Origin of the sequence: Kribbella ginsengisoli, assembly GCF_039537185.1 — a bacterium.
GTDB lineage: Bacteria > Actinomycetota > Actinomycetes > Propionibacteriales > Kribbellaceae > Kribbella > Kribbella koreensis.
In genome coordinates, this window is the sequence record NZ_BAABAA010000007.1 from 665,433 (window position 1) to 682,423 (window position 16,991).

18 protein-coding genes are annotated in these 16,991 nt (G+C 68.8%); 11 read left to right on the top strand and 7 right to left on the bottom strand.

Annotated features, from left to right (window positions below; all coding sequences use genetic code 11):
• Positions 1-7: 7 nt before the first annotated feature.
• Positions 8-499 carry a hypothetical protein gene (locus ABD768_RS26645; RefSeq protein ID WP_344845067.1) on the top strand — a complete coding sequence of 164 codons (492 nt, stop codon included), beginning with the start codon at positions 8-10 and terminating at the stop codon, positions 497-499.
• A gap of 233 nt (positions 500-732) precedes the next feature.
• Here the strand turns inward: ABD768_RS26645 and cobC are convergent, their stop codons facing one another.
• Together cobC and ABD768_RS26655 are read right to left on the bottom strand one after the other, a co-directional pair.
• Positions 733-1,770, bottom strand: coding sequence for an Rv2231c family histidinol phosphate aminotransferase CobC (gene cobC / locus ABD768_RS26650; protein WP_343966877.1), 1,038 nt, complete (start codon positions 1,768-1,770; stop codon positions 733-735).
• Between the two features lie 52 nt (positions 1,771-1,822).
• Positions 1,823-2,614, bottom strand: a complete 792-nt coding sequence (locus ABD768_RS26655; RefSeq protein ID WP_344845068.1) for a carbon-nitrogen hydrolase family protein — start codon at positions 2,612-2,614, stop codon at positions 1,823-1,825.
• A 67-nt stretch (positions 2,615-2,681) separates the two neighbouring features.
• Between ABD768_RS26655 and mobA the strand changes: the two genes are divergently transcribed.
• The 3 genes from mobA to ABD768_RS26670 are packed head-to-tail and all read left to right on the top strand — an operon-like array spanning position 2,682 to position 5,151.
• Positions 2,682-3,221 (top strand): molybdenum cofactor guanylyltransferase, encoded by a 540-nt coding sequence (mobA, locus tag ABD768_RS26660; protein WP_344845071.1) that lies wholly within the window; start codon positions 2,682-2,684, stop codon positions 3,219-3,221.
• A gap of 41 nt (positions 3,222-3,262) precedes the next feature.
• Positions 3,263-4,144 carry a phosphotransferase family protein gene (locus tag ABD768_RS26665; protein ID WP_344845074.1) on the top strand — a complete coding sequence of 294 codons (882 nt, stop codon included), beginning with the start codon at positions 3,263-3,265 and terminating at the stop codon, positions 4,142-4,144.
• Between the two features lie 29 nt (positions 4,145-4,173).
• Positions 4,174-5,151 (top strand): NAD(P)H-quinone oxidoreductase, encoded by a 978-nt coding sequence (locus ABD768_RS26670; RefSeq protein ID WP_344845077.1) that lies wholly within the window; start codon positions 4,174-4,176, stop codon positions 5,149-5,151.
• A gap of 3 nt (positions 5,152-5,154) precedes the next feature.
• Here ABD768_RS26670 and ABD768_RS26675 read toward each other — a convergent pair whose 3' ends face one another.
• Entirely contained in the window at positions 5,155-5,574 is a 420-nt protein-coding gene (locus tag ABD768_RS26675) for a VOC family protein (RefSeq protein WP_344845079.1), read from the bottom strand.
• 96 nt (positions 5,575-5,670) lie between these two features.
• Between ABD768_RS26675 and ABD768_RS26680 the strand changes: the two genes are divergently transcribed.
• From ABD768_RS26680 to ABD768_RS26690, 3 genes are read left to right on the top strand one after another with little or no spacing between them, the layout of a single operon-like run.
• Positions 5,671-6,246: a PadR family transcriptional regulator gene (locus ABD768_RS26680; RefSeq protein WP_343966867.1), complete on the top strand. Its 576-nt coding sequence runs from the start codon at positions 5,671-5,673 to the stop codon at positions 6,244-6,246.
• The gene (locus tag ABD768_RS26685; RefSeq protein ID WP_344845082.1) at positions 6,243-6,962 is read left to right on the top strand and encodes an ABC transporter ATP-binding protein; all 720 of its coding nucleotides are present in this window, start codon (positions 6,243-6,245) and stop codon (positions 6,960-6,962) included. The genes ABD768_RS26680 and ABD768_RS26685 overlap by 4 nt, the downstream gene beginning before the upstream one ends.
• Positions 6,962-9,601 (top strand): FtsX-like permease family protein, encoded by a 2,640-nt coding sequence (locus tag ABD768_RS26690; RefSeq protein ID WP_344845084.1) that lies wholly within the window; start codon positions 6,962-6,964, stop codon positions 9,599-9,601. The genes ABD768_RS26685 and ABD768_RS26690 overlap by 1 nt, the downstream gene beginning before the upstream one ends.
• Before the next feature lie 41 nt (positions 9,602-9,642).
• Here the strand turns inward: ABD768_RS26690 and ABD768_RS26695 are convergent, their stop codons facing one another.
• Entirely contained in the window at positions 9,643-9,810 is a 168-nt protein-coding gene (locus ABD768_RS26695; protein ID WP_344845087.1) for a hypothetical protein, read from the bottom strand.
• A gap of 25 nt (positions 9,811-9,835) precedes the next feature.
• Here ABD768_RS26695 and ABD768_RS26700 point away from each other — a divergent pair, with 25 nt between their 5' ends.
• Both ABD768_RS26700 and ABD768_RS26705 read left to right on the top strand, forming a co-directional pair.
• Positions 9,836-10,366 carry a CGNR zinc finger domain-containing protein gene (locus tag ABD768_RS26700; RefSeq protein WP_343966859.1) on the top strand — a complete coding sequence of 177 codons (531 nt, stop codon included), beginning with the start codon at positions 9,836-9,838 and terminating at the stop codon, positions 10,364-10,366.
• Positions 10,367-10,398: 32 nt separating this feature from the next.
• Entirely contained in the window at positions 10,399-11,019 is a 621-nt protein-coding gene (locus tag ABD768_RS26705; RefSeq protein ID WP_344845090.1) for a bacterial proteasome activator family protein, read from the top strand.
• Between the two features lies 1 nt (position 11,020).
• On the opposite strand, the gene ABD768_RS26710 is transcribed toward ABD768_RS26705, so the two are convergent.
• Entirely contained in the window at positions 11,021-11,836 is an 816-nt protein-coding gene (locus tag ABD768_RS26710; RefSeq protein ID WP_343966852.1) for an HAD family hydrolase, read from the bottom strand.
• Between the two features lie 466 nt (positions 11,837-12,302).
• On the opposite strand from ABD768_RS26710, the gene ABD768_RS26715 reads away from it, so the two are divergent.
• Positions 12,303-12,944: a WhiB family transcriptional regulator gene (locus ABD768_RS26715; RefSeq protein ID WP_343966850.1), complete on the top strand. Its 642-nt coding sequence runs from the start codon at positions 12,303-12,305 to the stop codon at positions 12,942-12,944.
• Positions 12,945-13,101: 157 nt separating this feature from the next.
• Here the strand turns inward: ABD768_RS26715 and ABD768_RS26720 are convergent, their stop codons facing one another.
• Positions 13,102-13,896 (bottom strand): HAD family hydrolase, encoded by a 795-nt coding sequence (locus tag ABD768_RS26720; protein ID WP_343966848.1) that lies wholly within the window; start codon positions 13,894-13,896, stop codon positions 13,102-13,104.
• Positions 13,893-15,167 carry a serine--tRNA ligase gene (gene serS, locus ABD768_RS26725; protein ID WP_343966846.1) on the bottom strand — a complete coding sequence of 425 codons (1,275 nt, stop codon included), beginning with the start codon at positions 15,165-15,167 and terminating at the stop codon, positions 13,893-13,895. The genes ABD768_RS26720 and serS overlap by 4 nt, the downstream gene beginning before the upstream one ends.
• A 93-nt stretch (positions 15,168-15,260) precedes the next feature.
• Here serS and ABD768_RS26730 point away from each other — a divergent pair, with 93 nt between their 5' ends.
• Positions 15,261-16,853 carry a bifunctional phosphatase PAP2/diacylglycerol kinase family protein gene (locus ABD768_RS26730; protein ID WP_343966843.1) on the top strand — a complete coding sequence of 531 codons (1,593 nt, stop codon included), beginning with the start codon at positions 15,261-15,263 and terminating at the stop codon, positions 16,851-16,853.
• The last annotated feature ends 138 nt before the right edge of the window (positions 16,854-16,991 follow it).

A 16,991-nucleotide genomic window follows, 5' to 3' on the forward strand; every position in this document is an offset into this window, starting at 1 on the left:
CACCGTCATGGCCACCGGCGTTGGCGCCACCATCGGCCAAGCCCTCGCCACCAGCTCCGCCATCGGCTCCGCCGTCCGTCGCACCCGGCGAAGCGCCACCGTCAGCCGGACCCTCAGCACCGCTGTCCGCACCGCCGTCAGCTCCGCCGTCACTGACACCCGGGGAAGCGCCGCCATCGGCGGGTCCTTCGGCGCCACCATCGGCACCGCCGTCAGTACCGCCGCCTACGGCTCCGCCGTCTGCAGGGCCTTCACCTGCACCGCCGTCAGCACCGCCATCGCTGACGCCAGGGGAAGCGCCACCGTCAGCCGGTCCCTCGGCACCGCCGTCTGCGCCTCCGTCAGTACCGCCGCCCACAGCTCCACCGTCGGCAGGGCCTTCGCCAGCGCCGGCGTCTGCTCCGCCATCAGCGCCGCCGTCGTGGCCACCTACCGTTGCGCCGCCGTCGGCGAAGCCTTCACCCTCGGCGTTTCCGGGGAGTCCGGAGCCGCTCGATGAGGTGTTGCCGCCACCGTCAGCGCCGCCATCGGGCGCGCCGCTGGACGCACCACCGTCGGCCGGCCCCTCGCTGTCGGCCGACGAGGTCGTCATGTCGTCGTCGCTCAAACCCATGATGCTGCTCCCTTCGAAGTACCCGGAGTGTCCTGTCGCCCATCTTGTGCGCAAAGTAGACCGGGCCTAAACCCTTGAGCGCGTTACAGCGAGCACTCGGTTCTTCAGCGATCAGCCGATCAACCGAGCACGTCCTGCCAGACCTTCAGAAAAGCATCCGTGACCGACTCCGGCCGCACCGCGATCCGCAGCCAGTCCGGACCCAGTCCAGGGAACGTGTCGCCCCGCCGTACGGCGAAACCGCGTTCCCGTAACTGTTCCCGTACTACCGCAGCACCGGCCACATGCACCAGCACGAACGGCCCCCGCGCAACCCCGTACGTCGAAACAGCAGCCGTACACCTCAGACCGGCCAGCAGATGAGCCCGTTGCCGATCCAGATCAGCAGCCGCCTGCGCCGCCTCGGCCACAGCGCGCTCGTTGCTGCAAGCAATCGCAGCAGCCAGCGCAGGAGTGGACACCGGCCACTGCGACTGCACCGCCGCCAACTGCTCGATCAGCGCCGGCGCCGCCACGACGTACCCGACCCGGAGGCCGGCCAGCCCCCAGGTCTTGGTCAGACTCCGTACCACCACCAGCCCGGGAATCGACGCCCCCACCAGCGACTCCGGCTCCCCGGGGACCGCGTCCATGAAGGCCTCGTCGACGACCAGGATGCGGTCGGGGCGGGCGAGTTCGCGCAGCTCATCGGCGCCGTGCAGGATCGACGTCGGGTTGGTCGGGTTGCCGATGACGACCAGGTCCGCGTCGGAAGGCACCGCACGGGGATCCAGGGCGAACCCCGTCTCCGGCCCCAGGATCACCCGGTCGACCAGATGGCCGGCCGAGCGCAAAGCAGCCTCGGGCTCGGTGAATTGTGGGTGAACGACGACCGGATGCCGCGGCCGGAAGGCGCGAGCGATCAGTACGAAGGCCTCGGCCGCGCCCGCGGTGAGCAGGATCTGCGACGGGTCACGACGATGCCGCGCCGCCACAGCCGCGAGCGCCGCGTCCTGGCGCGGGTACGCGGCGAGGTCGGTCAGGCTCGCGCCGACCTCCTCGACCAGCCAGCCCGGCGGCGTACCGGCCCGGACGTTGACCGCGAGATCGACCAGGCCATGCCCGACCTCGAGATCGCCATGGTGGTCGAGGTCGAAATCGTCGGGGCGCAGCGTCACAGCAGGAGGCTAGCTCGCTTGTCCGGACTTTGGGCGGGTGATCTCAGGAAACCTAGCGAGAAGACACCGTGAAGCGTCGGTTCTGCAGTGATGGATTGCGCCGCCGGGTCTCGGTGAGCCGATCCGCGGAGATCTCGGCGGAGGCGATCCCGTCCGCCTCGCCGACGGCGGCGACGGCGATGCCCTGCGGGTCGATGATCTGGCTCAGACCGCAGTACTTCTTCCCGTTCTGCGCGGCGGCGGCGACATAACAGGTGTTCTCGATCGCGCGAGCCGTCAGCAGCGTGGTCCAGTGATGCTCCTTGAGCGGGCCGCGCACCCAAGCCGCCGGTACTACGAACACCTCCGCCCCTGCATCGACCAGCGCTCGCGACAACTCGGGGAACCGCAGGTCGTAGCAAGTCATCAGTCCGAGCTTCTGCCCGGCGACCTGGACGACGACCGGCGCGACGTCGCCCGGCGTCAGCTGGTCCGACTCGCGGTAGCCGAACGCGTCGTACAGGTGGATCTTGCGGTAAGCGCCGAGTAGATCACCGTCCGCGCCGACCGCGAGCAGCGTGTTGTACGGCCGGGCCTCGTCGCAGCTGCGCTCGAACATGCCCGCGACGATCGCGACGCCGTGCTCGGCCGCGGCCTTGCGCAGCGTCCCGACGAACTCGCCGTCGAGCGCCTCGGCCAGATCGCCGACCGAACCGCCCTCGGTCGCGAAGTCCGCCATCATCGCCTCGGGCAGCACGACGAGATCCGGCCGGCCGGCCGCCGCGTCGGCGACGAGCCGAGTCACCAGCTCACGGTTGGCGGCCTTGTCGTGCGAACTGGCGGTCTGCACCACGGCGATCTTCACCTCCCCATGGTGCCAGGCAAGGACCAAGGGAAGGAAGGAAAGCGGAGGGGTCGGGCAGACTGATGGGGTGGAGTTCGATGTGGTGGTGCTGGCCGGGGGTGGGTCTACTCGATTTGGCGGGGTGGACAAGGCGCTCCTGGTGCTGGACGGGGTGTCGTTGATCGATCGGGTGCTGACGGCAACGAAGGCCGCGGTGTCGACGGTTGTGGTGGGACCGGAGCGTGGGGTTTGCCGGGCGGTGGAGTGGGCCAGGGAGGATCCGCCGGGTGGTGGGCCGGTGGCGGGGATCGCGGCCGGGCTCACCATCGGACGAGCACCCGTCGTTGTGTTGGTGTCTTGCGATCTGCCGTGGATCACGGCTGACGAAGTCACCAGGTTGGTCGACGGGGTCGGGGAGCGTGACGGGTTCGGGTTGCTCGACACGGACGGTCGGGAGCAGTGGCTGGCGGCGGCGTACCGGCGTACGGCGCTGGTCGAGGCGTTGAAGCGGATCGGCGATCCGCAGAACAAGTCGGTCAGGCGGCTCTTCCTCGGCCTGGACCTCGCCTGGTCGAAGCCCACCAGGGCCGGCGACGACGTCGACTCCTGGGCCGACCTCGACGACTAATTGCTTCGACACCCAGGAGCGAGCGCCCTACCTTGGCGGCAATGGATATCGCCGCGATGGTTGACAAGGCCTGTCCGGGGAGTTCGATCGAAGAGGTGGTCGAGCGGTCCGGTGGCCGGCTGAGCAAGGTGTTCGAGGTACGCCGGAACGCGGCCGAACCGGTGATCGTGAAGATCTACGAACCGGAGTGGGCCTGGAAACAGGCCAAGGAAGTCCATGTCTATGGGCTGCTGCAGGAGCACCTCGGCGACTCCGTGCCAAGAGTTCTGCACGCCGAGCCCGGCGACCCGGCCTTCACCGTGCTGACGAAACTCGACGGCGTGCCGTTGTCGGAGGCGGAGCCGCCGGACTGGAAGAGCGTCTACGTCCAGCTCGGCGAGTTGCTCCAGCGAATCCACCGTATCCCGCAACCGGCGTACGGCTATCTCACCGACGAGGTGCTCGAACCGCTCCCCACCAACGACGCCTACATGCGCCGCCAGTTCACCAAGAAGCTCAACGAGTTCGACCAGCTCGACGGCGATCCACGGCTGAGCGAAAGCATCGGACAGTACGTCGAGCAGCACGCGGAACTCCTCGGCAACGCCACGCAGCCGGTCCTCTGCCACAACGACTTCCACGAGGGCAACGTGCTCGTCGACCCGGTGACCTGGCAGGTGCAGGGGTTCATCGACGTCGAGAACGCGATCGCCGCCGACCCGTTGATGGATCTCGCCAAGACCGAGTGCTACTCGATCTGGGGCAACGCGGACAAGCTCGCCGGCCTCGTCGAGGGCTACGGCGCACTCCCCACCGACTGGCGACCCCGCACGACGCTCTACCGCCTCTACCATTCACTGGAACTCTGGGACTGGTTCAAGTCGATAGGCACCGTCGATCCACTCGAGAGCATCGCCGGTGACATGGCGAAGATCGTGAGCTAGCCGAGACCGGACGCAGTACGGTGGCAGGCATGCGAGCTGTCGTTTGTGAGGGTGCCGGTGGCGTCGAGGTCCTGACGATCGGTGAGATCGAGGATCCGACCCCTGCCGTCGACGAGGTCGTCATCAACGTGGTCGCCGCCGGGGTGAACCGGGCGGACCTGCTCCAGCGGCAGGGGCATTACCCGCCGCCTCCGGGCGCACCCGGCACGATCGGGCTCGAGGTGTCGGGCACGATCGCCGCGGTCGGCGCCGAGGTCGAGGGCTGGTCGGTCGGTGACGAGTGCTGCGCGCTGCTCGCCGGTGGCGGGTATGCCGAGAAGGTCGTCGTACCGGCTCCCCAGGTGATGCCGGTACCTGAGGGCGTCGATCTGGTGAGCGCGGCCGCGCTGCCCGAGGTGGTCGCGACGGTCTGGTCGAACGTGTTCATGACCGCCCACCTCAAGGAGGGCGAGACCCTGCTCGTGCACGGCGGCTCGTCGGGGATCGGCACGATGGCGATCCAGCTCGGGGTGGCTCACGGTGCGCGGGTGCTCTGCACGGTCGGCAGTAAGGACAAGATGGACTTCTGCCACCGGCTCGGCGCGGAGGTCGCGATCAACTACAAGGAAGCCGAGTGGGCGTCGGTGGTCAACGAGGCCACTGGCAAACAGGGCGCCGACGTGATCCTCGACATCATGGGCGCGAAGTACCTGCAGGACAACGTGAAGACCCTCGCGTACGACGGCCGGCTGGTCGTCATCGGGATGCAGGGCGGGACCAAGGCCGAGCTGGACCTCGGGCGGCTGATGTCGAGGCGCGGATCCATCACCGGTACTGGCCTGCGGGTCCGCTCGGTGGCCGAGAAGGGGCAGATCCTCGCCGAGGTGGTCGGGCACGTCTGGCCACTCGTCGCTGCCAAGAAGGTTCGCCCGGTGATCCAGCGCACCTATCCCCTGGAGGCCGTCGCTCAAGCGCACGAAGCGCTCGAGCAGTCCAACCACATCGGCAAGATCCTGCTGACGATCTGAGAACTACTCGGCCGCGGGGAAGTTCGCGGCCAGCCACTCCGGGTCCGGGGCGACCAGCTGGATGACGTCGATCCAGGTGCCCTCGGGGTCGCGAACGAAGAAGTGCCGCTGGCCCCAGACCTCGGTGACCACCTCGGTCTCCAGCGTCACGCCGGCCTCGACCAGGGATGCCGCCAGCCGATCGGCGTCGTCGACGATGAAACCGAAGACGTTGCTGCTCTCGGTGAGCGCGGAGACGGCGGCCGGGACCGACTCGTGGCCGCGTGCGGTGATGGCCAGCTCCCAGTCGGCGTCACCGCGCCGCAAGGTGATGAACCAGCCGATGTCGAGGGCGATCTTCAGGTCGAAGTGCCGCTCGTAGAACGCGGCGACCTCGGCCGGGCGCGCGGTGACCACCGTCGCGCCGAATGCTGCGGGCTGCATGAAGCTCCTCACCGGTGGAGGTCGGGTACCGCTGAAGGTTAGTGGCCGGGCAGGCCTTGTTGACCGGAGAATACTGAGTATGCATACTCAGTATCTATGTCGATCAAGCACGGTTTGCTGGCGCTGCTCCGGACGGAACCGAAGTACGGCTACCAACTGCGCGGCGAGTTCGAGGCGGCCACCAACTCGACCTGGCCGCTGAACATCGGGCAGGTCTACACGACCCTGACCCGGCTCGAACGCGACGGCCTGGTGCAGGCCGGCCAGACCGGCAAGGACGCCGACGGCCGGTCGCTGTACGAGATCACCGAGGCCGGCCGGGACGAGCTGGCGAAGTGGTTCGAGACGCCGGTGACCCGGGAGTCGCGGCCGCGGGACGAGTTGGCGATCAAGCTCGCGCTGGCGCTCGCCGTACCGGGGATCGACGTGACCGCGGTGCTGCAGCGGCAGCGCGCGGCGACCATGCAGTCGATGCAGGAGCTGACCCGGCTCAAGCGCGGCAGCCGCGACGGCGAGATCTCCTGGCTGCTGGTGCTGGAGTCGATGATCTTCGGCGCCGAGGCCGAGATCCGCTGGCTGGACCACTGCGAGGCGATGCTGTCGCGCCATCGAAGGACCAGCACGCCGGTGATTCATTCCGAGGAAGACCAAGAGGCGGGGGCCCACTCATGAGCACGATCCTCGACATTCGCAATCTCTCCCGGGTGCACGGAACCGGCGAGCAGGCCGTGCACGCGCTGCGCGGCGTCGACCTGGCGGTGGCATCCGGTGAGCTCGTGGCCGTGATGGGCCCGTCCGGCTCGGGCAAGTCGACGCTGCTGACCTGCGCCGGCGGACTCGACCGGCCGACCAGCGGCGAGATCCTCGTCGACGGCAACGACCTGGCCACCCTGAGCACCAAGGCGGTCGCGGCTTTGCGCCGCCGCCGGATCGGGTACGTCTTCCAGGACTTCAACCTGATCCCGGCCCTGACCGCCGCCGAGAACGTGATGCTGCCGCTCGAGCTGGACGGCACCCGCGCCCGTACCGCCCGCAAGTACGCCGAAGCCGCGCTGGCGGAGGTGGGCATCGCGGAGCTGGCCGACCGGTTTCCCGACGAGATGTCCGGTGGCCAGCGCCAACGCGTCGCGATCGCCCGCGCCATCGTCGGCGAACGTCGCATCCTGCTCGCCGACGAGCCCACCGGTGCCCTCGACTCCGAGACCGGCGAGGCCGTCCTCCAGCTCCTCCGCGACCGTTGCGACCAACACGGCATCGCCGGCGTCCTCGTCACCCATGACGCCCGGCACGCCGCCTGGGCCGATCGCGTCGTCTACCTGCGTGATGGTGTCCTGGTAGGCCAGGCGGGTCCGCTCCCCGAGGTCGACGTGCTGCTGGAAACGCACTGATGGCCGGCTGGGGACCCCCGCTCCGGATCGCCCGGCGGACCGCGCGGCGTTCCATCGGGAGGACTCTGCTTGTCGCCGCGCTCATCGGCGTACCGGTGTTCGCCGCGTCGTGGATCGGGTTGATGGACAAGGCGCAGACACCGACCGGCGAGACGCTCGCCCGGACCACGATCGGCTCGGCGGACGCCCAGCTCACCGTCTCGACGTACGCGAAGCTGAATCCGTGGCCGGCCCGGCCAAGCCTGATGACAGGCGACCCCGGGATGCTGGAGGGCACCGATCAGCAGCCACGCGACACCAGCAAGGTCGATCCGCTGCCATTCCTGCCGGCGGGGAGTACGACGGCCCGCGCATTGACTGAGGTCGGGACGGTCGACGTGCGTGGGCCAGGGGCTGACACCTCGGTCGGGCTCGTCACAGGCGACGGCCGGAGCAAGCTGACCGCCGGCACCTTCCGGCTCGACGGCGGGCAGCTGCCCGGTAAGCCCACAGAGGTCGCGGTCTCTCCCTCGCTGGCTGAGTACCTCGGGCTCCTGGACGGCGACAAGCTCAAGGCCGATGCCACGCTGACCGCGGCAAGCGGACAGAAGTACCAGGTCGTCGGACTGGCCCGTACCTTCACCAATCCCAGCCTGCGCACGATCTTCGGTACTCCGGACACCCCGCTCGCGACCCTGGATCCGAACTCCCCGATCGTCTACCTCGCCGACCTCCCCGACGGCACCGACGCGGACGCGCTGAGCGACCGGCTGCTCGGCAACGGCCTGGCCTTGTTGCCGAGGGCAAACATCGTCGACCCACCGCCGGATCCGTACGGCGGCTCGACCGACGCCGGGGCGGTCGCGGTGATGGCACTGGTGATCGGATTCGGCATCCTCGAGATCGTGCTGCTCGCCGGTACCGCGTTCGCCGTCATCGCCCGTCGGCAGACCCGCGACCTCGGACTCGTCACGGCGGCCGGCGGGACACCACGCGACATCCGCCGGATCGTCTTGGCGCAGGGCCTGTTCATGGGGGCGATCGGCGCGGGCGGCGGACTGCTGCTCGCGATCCTCGCAACCCTTGCCGGCCGGCCTCTGTGGGAGAAGATGCTGTCGACGCTGATCGTCAGCAACGAGATCCCGTGGCTCAGCCTGGTACCGATCGCGGCCCTGGGATTGCTGGCCGGTCTTGCCGCGGCGATCGTGCCTGCGATCAGCGCAGGTCGGCAGACGCCGCTGGCTGCACTCAGCGGGCGGTTCGCCGCGGCCGGCGGAGTGGTCAGACTGCGTAGGCCGGCGATCGGACTGGTCATCTTCGGTGTGGTCAGCACGATCATCGGCAGCATCTGGATGTCGAGGGCACTGGTGGAGGCCCAACGGCAGGTTGCCGCTCAAGGCGAGCACTACCGGGCGACCGTCACTCCAACCGAGCAGATCGCGCTGGTACTACTGGGCATCACCGCGACGATCGTCGGTCTGGTCTGGATGTTGCCGAACCTGGTGGCCAAGCTGGCCGGGTTCGCCCGATTCCTGCCGCTGAGCGGACGGCTCGCGCTGCGCGACGCGGCCCGGCACAGACATCGCACCGGGCCGGCCGCGGCCGCCATCATGATGTCGGTCGGAGCGACCGCAGCGATCGCGTTCGCGATCTCCAACTCGATCGCGGCCGACGCCGAGGACTACGTCCCGGAAAGCCTGCACGGTGACGCCGTCCTGCGCTTCTCGCCGGGTGGGGTCACCTACTCGCCGGTGACGGCGAAGCGAGTGGCCGACGCGCTGCCGACCGAGAAGACCTACGAGATCGGCCAGATCGTCCAGACCGGGGCGAAGCGCAACGGTCCCTTCACCCCCACGCTCGCTGTCGTCACGCCGCCGACCGCGACCCAGTCCGGCTACACCTTGATGGCCGTCGACCCGGCGTACATCGCACGATTCCCTGGCTACGGCCCGCAAGCGGCCGAGGCCCTGCGTACCGGCAAGATCGTGCTCCCCTCTCCGGCTGGGATCAAGGACGGGAAGGTCCCGGTGAGTTCGGACGGTGACCCCGAGAGCAAGTCGGCGATCACTGTGCCGGCGACTGCGGTTGCCTCCGCTCCGACGGCGGGTCAGCTGTCCACCTCGGCGCTGATCAGCACGGAAGCCGCCAAGAAGCTCGGCACCGTCGATCCGTACCTGGCGGTCTACCAACTCGAGCGCGAGCCGACCGGCGACGAGCTCAACGCAGTGGCGAAGCTGCTCGGGCACGACGACTATCTGCACGTGGAGAAGGGCTATGAGAGCCCGGCGCGGCTGTGGTTCCTCGGGCTGATGGCCGCGGCGACCATCGTCACATTGCTCGGGGTGGCCATCTCGGTCTCGCTGTCTGCGGCGGAGGGGCGCGCAGACCTCGCGACACTGGCCGCGATCGGCGCCCAGCCACGGCGTCGGCGCAACCTGGCCGCCGCGCAGGCTTGGGTGCTGGGTGAGCTGGGATGTCTGCTGGGCGTGGGAGTCGGTGCTCTGTACGGCTACACGGCTCATGCGGCCTTCGGGTCGCCGCACTTCATGATTCCGTGGCGGGAGATCGGGGGCATCGTGATCGTGGTGCCGTTGTTCGCGGGGTTGCTGGCCTGGTTGCTGACCAGGTCCCGGTTGCCGATGGTCAGCCGGGTCGACTAGCCGGTACTACGTACGCCGCCGCACCTCGTTGCCCTGAGCACCTATTCGGCGATCCTGGCCAGCTCGGGATGGGCAACCGGGTGCAGCGGCGTACTCGTCACCCGCCACTGGCCGCACGCGCAGCGCTGGTAGCTGAGTAATCCCTCACTGACGGGATGCGACGACTCGACGTGCCAGCGGTGCCGGTGGACTTCAGCTGTGGTGGTCATGGGTCCATCGTGCTGTAATGACATTGTGCATCTCAACCCTTACGGCGCCGACGCGGTCCTGCTGGCCGTGAATCTGGTGACCAACCCGGCGTCCACTGCCATCGAGCTGGCCGAACGCTGCGAGGAGAGTGGCGTCGAGAGCCGGCTGGTGCGGGCCAGACGGGTGACGTCCGCCGACCTCGCCGCGGTACGGGTCGCACTGGACGAGTGGCTTGAGGTCGTCGACGCACCCGACGAGGACAGCCGGGTGCGATTGATGAACGCGATGCTGGCGAAGTACACGGAGCATCCCCGGCTGACCAATCACGCCGGCGACGGTTGGCACATGCATTACCGGCCTGACGGCGTACCGGTCGGACGGCTGGTCGCGACGCTGATCAGCACCGGTACCGCGCTGCACCTGGCCGGCCGCGGCATGTCCAGGCTCGGCCGATGCGCCGCGGACGGCTGCGACAACGTGTACGCCGACCTGTCGCGCGGCGGTCGGCAGCGCTATTGCAGCCCTGCGTGTGCGAACCGTGACGCCGTGCGCAGGCATCGCGCCAAGGCCTCCTGAAGGCCCGAACCCAGCAGACCTAGGATGGGTTCATGAGCGAGAGCAGCGGCGAGAACCAGGGCGAGCGGGAAGCACAGATGACCGGCGCCCAGACCGAGGACGGCAAGATCCTGATCGTCGGTCCGGACGGCATGGCTGTCGAAGGGCCGCCGCGTGACCGCAGTGACGAGCAGGACAACGAGCCGCGCTCGGTGACCGAGCTGGTCGAGCAGCCGGCCAAGGTGATGCGGGTCGCGAACATGATCCGGCAGTTGCTCGACGAGGTGAAGGCGGCACCACTCGACGAGGCCTCGCGCAACCAGCTGCGGGCGATCCACGAAGCCTCCATCAAGGAGCTCGAGAGCGGCCTCGCGCCGGAGCTGGTCGAGGAGCTCGAGCGGCTGAGCCTCGACTTCACCGAGGACAGCACGCCCACCGAGGCGGAGCTGCGGATCGCGCAGGCCCAGCTGGTGGGATGGCTGGAGGGTTTGTTCCACGGAATCCAGACCGCGCTGTTCGCCCAGCAGATGGCGGCCCGCCAGCAGCTGGAGCAGATGCGCCGCGCCCTCCCCGGCGGCCAGGGGATGCCTGCCCCCGAAGAGGGTTCGCCCTTCCCCGGCCCGCCGCAGCCCGGCACCACGGACGGCCCGGGCAGCGGAGGCATGTACCTCTAGTTCACTGGAGGTTGAAGAGTTCTTCGAGGACGGTGGCGACACCGTCCTCGTCGTTTGTGGGGCAGACGACGTCGACCATCGCCAGCACCTCGGCGTGCGCGTTGGCCATCCCGTACGACGTCCCGGCCCAGGCGAGCATCGGCAGATCGTTCAGCGAGTCGCCGAACGCGATCGACTGATCGGCCGTGATCCCCAGCTCAGCAGCGAATTCGGCCAGCATCGCCGCCTTCGAGACCCCGCTCGCGGAGATCTCCACCAGGCTGGTGCCGCCGCTGTGGCTGGCCGTCACCCGCGTCCCGACCAGCGGGCCGATGACGGCCAGCAGGTCGTCGGAATGCCTGCTGGGATGGCGAACCAGCAGCTTCGCGGCCGGTTCGGACAGCAGCTCGTCGAGCTGCGCGACCAACGTGTCCTCGGGTTTCGGCCACCGATTGAGATAGTGCGGTTCCTGTCCGTAACGGTCGGTCCGCTCGATCGCGAACTCGACGTCGGGCAGCTCGGCCCGGATCGCCAGCGCGACCTCCAGGGCGACCGCCGGATCGATCAGCGCGGTCCGGATCGCCTTACGCCCAACGACGTCGTAGAGAATGGCGCCGTTGGCAACGATCGCGACACCGTGCGCGCCGACCAGGTCGGCCAGGTCGTGCAGCCAGCGTGGCGGCCGGGCGGTCACCATCACGAACTGGGCGCCGGCTTCCTGCACCGCGAGCACCGCCGCCTTGGTGCGCGGAGAGATCGAACGATCACTGTGTACTAAGGTTCCGTCAAGATCGGTCGCGACCAGACGGGGCGGGCGGACTGCTGTGGGGATCGGCACCGGACCACCGTATCTTCCTGCGACCGAGTCGCCTATACCTCTTCGAGCAGGCCCGGCGCAACCGTTTGGACAGCGCTAAACGTGCAATCTGATTGACCGTTGAACAACGTCATCAGACCGTTACGGCAGGAAGCTGCAAAGGCAGCCAGTTCCCATGCACAGCAGGGTTTCCGCGTGATTTCATGCGGTGGCGAACGGGGAACCGGGGGCGATTCAACCGCGTCCCAGTCCTGTTCCGGATCACCGTCCGGCGCAGCCCCACCCTGGTAAAGACCGTCGACATATCGATGTGGAATTGGGTGCAACCAAATCCGCGTCCACAGCGTCAACAGTTATGGATCGGTGCGTCCCGCGCCGGGACGACAGGGGTGGGTCGGCAACAGATCGGTCCATCAGCTAGTGGGCTCGGGTGTTCGAACGTCATTCACCGTTCGTTCACACGAGTCCTGGAACTTGGGGAGCCACGATGATCGTCAACAGCGCCAAGATAGCGGGGCAAGGGAGCAACGGCTCTCGTGCGGCTGTCGACAGATCTTCCATCCTGGAAGGGACGATGACCGGCTGCACCGCACGCACGGACATCTTCCAGCACCGGTTGATGGAAGAGCCGCCGCCCGCATCGGCGACCCGGCGGACACGGGAACGCTATGACCAGCTGGTCCGTGAGGCCAAGGCCGTCTGCGCGTCCTGCCCGTTGTTCACCGACTGCCTGTTCAGTGCCGTCGCCCAGCACGATGTCAGCGGCTTCGTCGCGGGCACCACGGCTGCGCAGCGCCGCTCGATGCGAAACCTGCTGGACGTCGAGGTCCAGGCAGACGATTTCGACCAGCTCGCCGGAGCGCGGGGCACGCGCCGGCCGGTCAGCCACGAAGAGGTCCTGCGGCTGCGTACGCAGTACCCCAACGACAGCCTGGAATCCCTGGCCATGCGGCTGGGATGCTCGCTGTCGACCGTCAAGCGCCACCTGCGCAGGGCCCGCCGGGGACAGAGCCCGGCGACCAAGGCACCGCGCGCCCGCCCGGAGCTGAGCGCCGTCCTGGACGCGTTCGACGCCGTGGTGGACCGGCCCTGCCAGTCACCTCGTCCCGGCACCACCCGCGTCGCCTGACCTGATACTCGGCCCGCCAGCGGACTATCAGTCATTCAAAAGGCCGTGGCCCCTGCTACAGCAGGAGCCACTGCCTTTGCGTCGTACAGCTTGGTTGCCCTGTGAAACTATCTCCGACGGCTATTTCATTGTCGTCGAATAGTTCCTCACGTGAGCCTCAGAAATATCGATTGAGCACCGCGGCGACACCGTCGTCGCTGACCGACTTGGTGACTTCGTCGGCTTTCGCTTTCACTTCGTCGGGCGCCGAACCCATCGCAATCCCGAGCCCGGCGAAGACGAGCATCTCGATATCGTTGCGGCCGTCGCCGAGCGCGAGCAGGTCGTCGGATTCCAGCCCGTACTGCGCCAGCGCGACCTTCAGCCCGGTGCTCTTGTCGACGCCCTCCGGCGCGATGTCGAGCCAGGCGGTCCAGCCGACCGCGTAGCTGACCCCGTGCAGGCCGAGGCGTTCGGCCAGCTGGATGAAGTCGTCCTCGGACTGGTCCGGATCGCGGATGATCAACCGGGTCACGTGCCCCGGCGCCAGCTCGGCGTCGGAGACGACCCTGATCCTCACGTCGTCCGAGCCCAGGTCGCCGGGCGGGAACGGCGCGGTCACCCGATAGCCGGTGTCCTCCTCCTCGACCGCCATCCGGGCGTTCGGCGCGTACTTGCGGACCGAGGCGATCACTGTGGTCGGGTCGAAGGTCCGCTCGTCCACCACCTCGCCGGACGGCTGTCGCAGAGTGCGCGCACCGTTGCTACAGACAACAAACCCGGCAGGCAGGCCGAGCAGCTCGGCGACTGGCTGGGTGGTCTGCCAGGACCGGCCTGTCGCCAGGATGATCGGCACCTCGGCAGCGGCCCGGCGGACCGCGTCGACCACGGCGGGCGAGAGCCGCTCGTCGTGGTCGATCAGGGTGCCGTCGATGTCGAGGGCAACGGCCTTCGGTCGCCAGCCGTCCGTCATTTGCCCACCGGTTCGAGGACCTCGCGGCCCCCGACGTACGGGCGGAGCGCTGCCGGGACCCGGACCGAGCCGTCCGCCTGCTGGTGCGTCTCGAGGATCGCGACCAGCCAGCGGGTGGTGGCCAGCGTGCCGTTCAGGGTCGCGACCGGACGCGGCCTGCCGTCCGCGTCGCGGTGCCGGATGTTCAGCCGGCGGGCCTGGAAGTCGGTGCAGTTCGAGGTGGAGGTGAGCTCGCGGTACGCGCCCTGGGTCGGCACCCAGGCCTCGCAGTCGAACTTCCGGTACGCCGAGGCGCCCAGATCACCCGTCGCGGTGTCGATCACCCGGTAGGCCAGCTCCATCTTGTCCAGCATCTCCTTCTCCCAGCCGAGCAGCCGCTGGTGCTCGGCGGCAGCGTCTTCCAGGGTGCAGTAGGAGAACATCTCGACCTTGTCGAACTGGTGGACACGGATGATCCCGCGGGTGTCCTTCCCGTACGAGCCCGCCTCGCGGCGGTAGCAGGACGACCAGCCCGCGTACCGGATCGGGCCGGCGGAGACGTCGAGGATCTCGTCCATGTGGTAGCCGGCCAGCGGGACTTCCGACGTACCGACCAGGTAGAGCTCTGGCTCCTCCAGCCGGTAGACGTCGTCGTGGGCGTTCAGGTAGCCGGTGCCGCCCATGATCTCGGGCTTGACCAGGCTCGGCGTGATCATCGGGGTGAAGCCGTTCTCCACCGCCTGGGCGATCGCGAGCTGGAGCATGCCGAGCTGGAGCAGGGCGCCGACACCCTTGAGGAAGTAGAACCGGGCGCCGGACACCTTCGCGCCGCGCTCCATGTCGATCGCGCCGAGCAGCTCGCCCAGCTCGAGGTGGTCGCGGGGCTCGAAGCCCTCGGCCGCGAAGTCGCGGGGCTTGCCGATCTCCTCGACGACGGTGAAGTCCTTCTCGCCGCCGACCGGGGCCTCGTCGGAGACCAGGTTGGGCAGCTTGCCGGCCAGCTCGTTGAAGCGGGCCTCCGCCTCGGTCGCGGCGGCCTCGTTGGCCTTCACCTCGGCGGCGAGCGCCTTGGTGCGCTCGAGCAGGGCAGTCCGCTCGTCGCCCTTGGCCTGGGCGACCTCCTTGCCGAGGCCCTTCTGCTCCGAGCGCAACGACTCGAACGCCGCGATGGACGATCGACGATCACCGTCGGCCGCCAGGACCTGGTCGACCAGGTCGGTACTCTCGCCACGCTTGGTCAGGGACGCGCGGACGACATCGGGGTTCTCACGGAGCAATTTGGCATCGATCACAGGTGCAGGGTATCGGGGCGTGTCAGCGGCGGCGAAGTGTATTCGGGATGATGAGCTGAGACCAGCAGGTCACCTAGGGGGAAATCAGCCGGTATGAACCACCATCCACCGACTCATGTTGGCCGTGCGCTGACGGTTGTCCTGGGTGCGCTGCCGTTCATCGTGGTGACCCTTCTGGTGTTCGGCGACTGGCCGCCGTTGCGGCGCTGGGACGAGTCGGTCGCCGCTCGCGTCGCGACGTACGGCGCCACCCACCCGAGCACGGTGGACGTCTGGCAGGTGATCGGGGCGGTGATCCTGCCGTGGACCTCGCGAGCGGTGATCCTGGTCGTCGCCATCTACCTCTGGCACCGGCGCGCCCGGCTGCTGACCGTATGGCTGGTTGTCTCGGCAGGGGCCGAGCTGGGCCTGGTCCAGGCCGTCGAGCACATCTTCGAGCGGCCGCGGCCGGCTCAGATGCTGGTCGAGTCCGGCGGCTGGTCGTACGTCTCCGGGCACGCCACCGCCGCCTTCGTGATGGCCGGGGCACTCGGAGTCGTGCTCCCGTCGGTCCGTGGTTGGCGACGGCGCTTCCGGCTGCTGGTGACGCTGCCGACGATCGCGGTGGTCTGGATCGCGTCCGTCGACCGGGTCGCGCTGAACCTGCACTGGGTCTCCGACGTGCTCGGCGGCTGGGCGCTCGGGCTGGGGATCCTGACGGCGACCTCGATCGGGTTCGGGCTGCGGCCGGGGCTGCGGCGACGCCGGCGACGGCTGCCGTCGGACGAGAACGGTACGTCGGTACCACCGCGGGCCGCCGTCATCGTCAACCCGATCAAGGTGGGCGACGGGGTCGCGTTCCGGCGCAAGGTGACCCGGGCGCTCGCGGTCCGGGGGTTCGACGATCCGCTGTGGCTGGAGACGCGGGAGGACGATCCGGGCAACGCGATGGCGAAGCGGGCGATCGAGAACGAGTCGGATCTGATCCTGGTCGCGGGCGGCGACGGTACGGTGCGGGTCGTTTGCGCGGCGTTGTCGGGTACCGGCATCCCGGTGGGCGTGATCCCGGCCGGCACGGGGAACCTGCTGGCCCGGAATCTCCATATCCCGCTGGATCTGGATGACGCGCTGGAGCGGATCCTGGACGGGCGGGACCGGCGGATCGATCTGGTGAAGGTGTCCGGGGACGGGCTCGACACGGATCATTTCGCGGTGATGGCGGGGCTCGGGCTGGACGCGGCGATCATCACGGGGGCGCCGCCGATCCTCAAGGCGCAGATCGGCTGGACGGCGTACCTGGTCTCGGCGGCGAAGAACATCAACCATCCGTCGGTGAAGGTCCGGATCGTGCTGGACGACGAGGAGCCGGTGGAGCGTCGGGTGCGGACGGTCGTGGTCGGCAACGTGGGGATGCTGCAGGCGAACATCCCGCTGCTGCCGGACGCGCGGCCGGACGACGGGCTGATCGACGTGGTGGTGATCGCGCCGCGGCGGGTGACGCAGTGGCCGCTGGTCTTCTGGCGGGTGATGACGCGGACCAAGCGCACCGAGATGTACCTGGAGCGCTTCACCGGCCGCAAGGTGGAGATCACCGCCGCGGTCGACGTCCAGCGCCAACTGGACGGCGACGGCATCGGCCCCGGCCGAACCCTCACCGCCGAGGTCGAACCCGGCTCCCTAGTAGTCCGAGTCCCCAAACGCCGCTAACCACCCCTCCCCACTCGCCCACCCCGCTCGCCTCGCCCGCCCGCTCGCCTCGCCCGCCCGCTCGCCTCGCCCGCCCGCTCGCCTCGCCCGCTCGCCCCGCTCGCCGCCCGCCCGCTCGCGACATCTCAGGGGTTAACC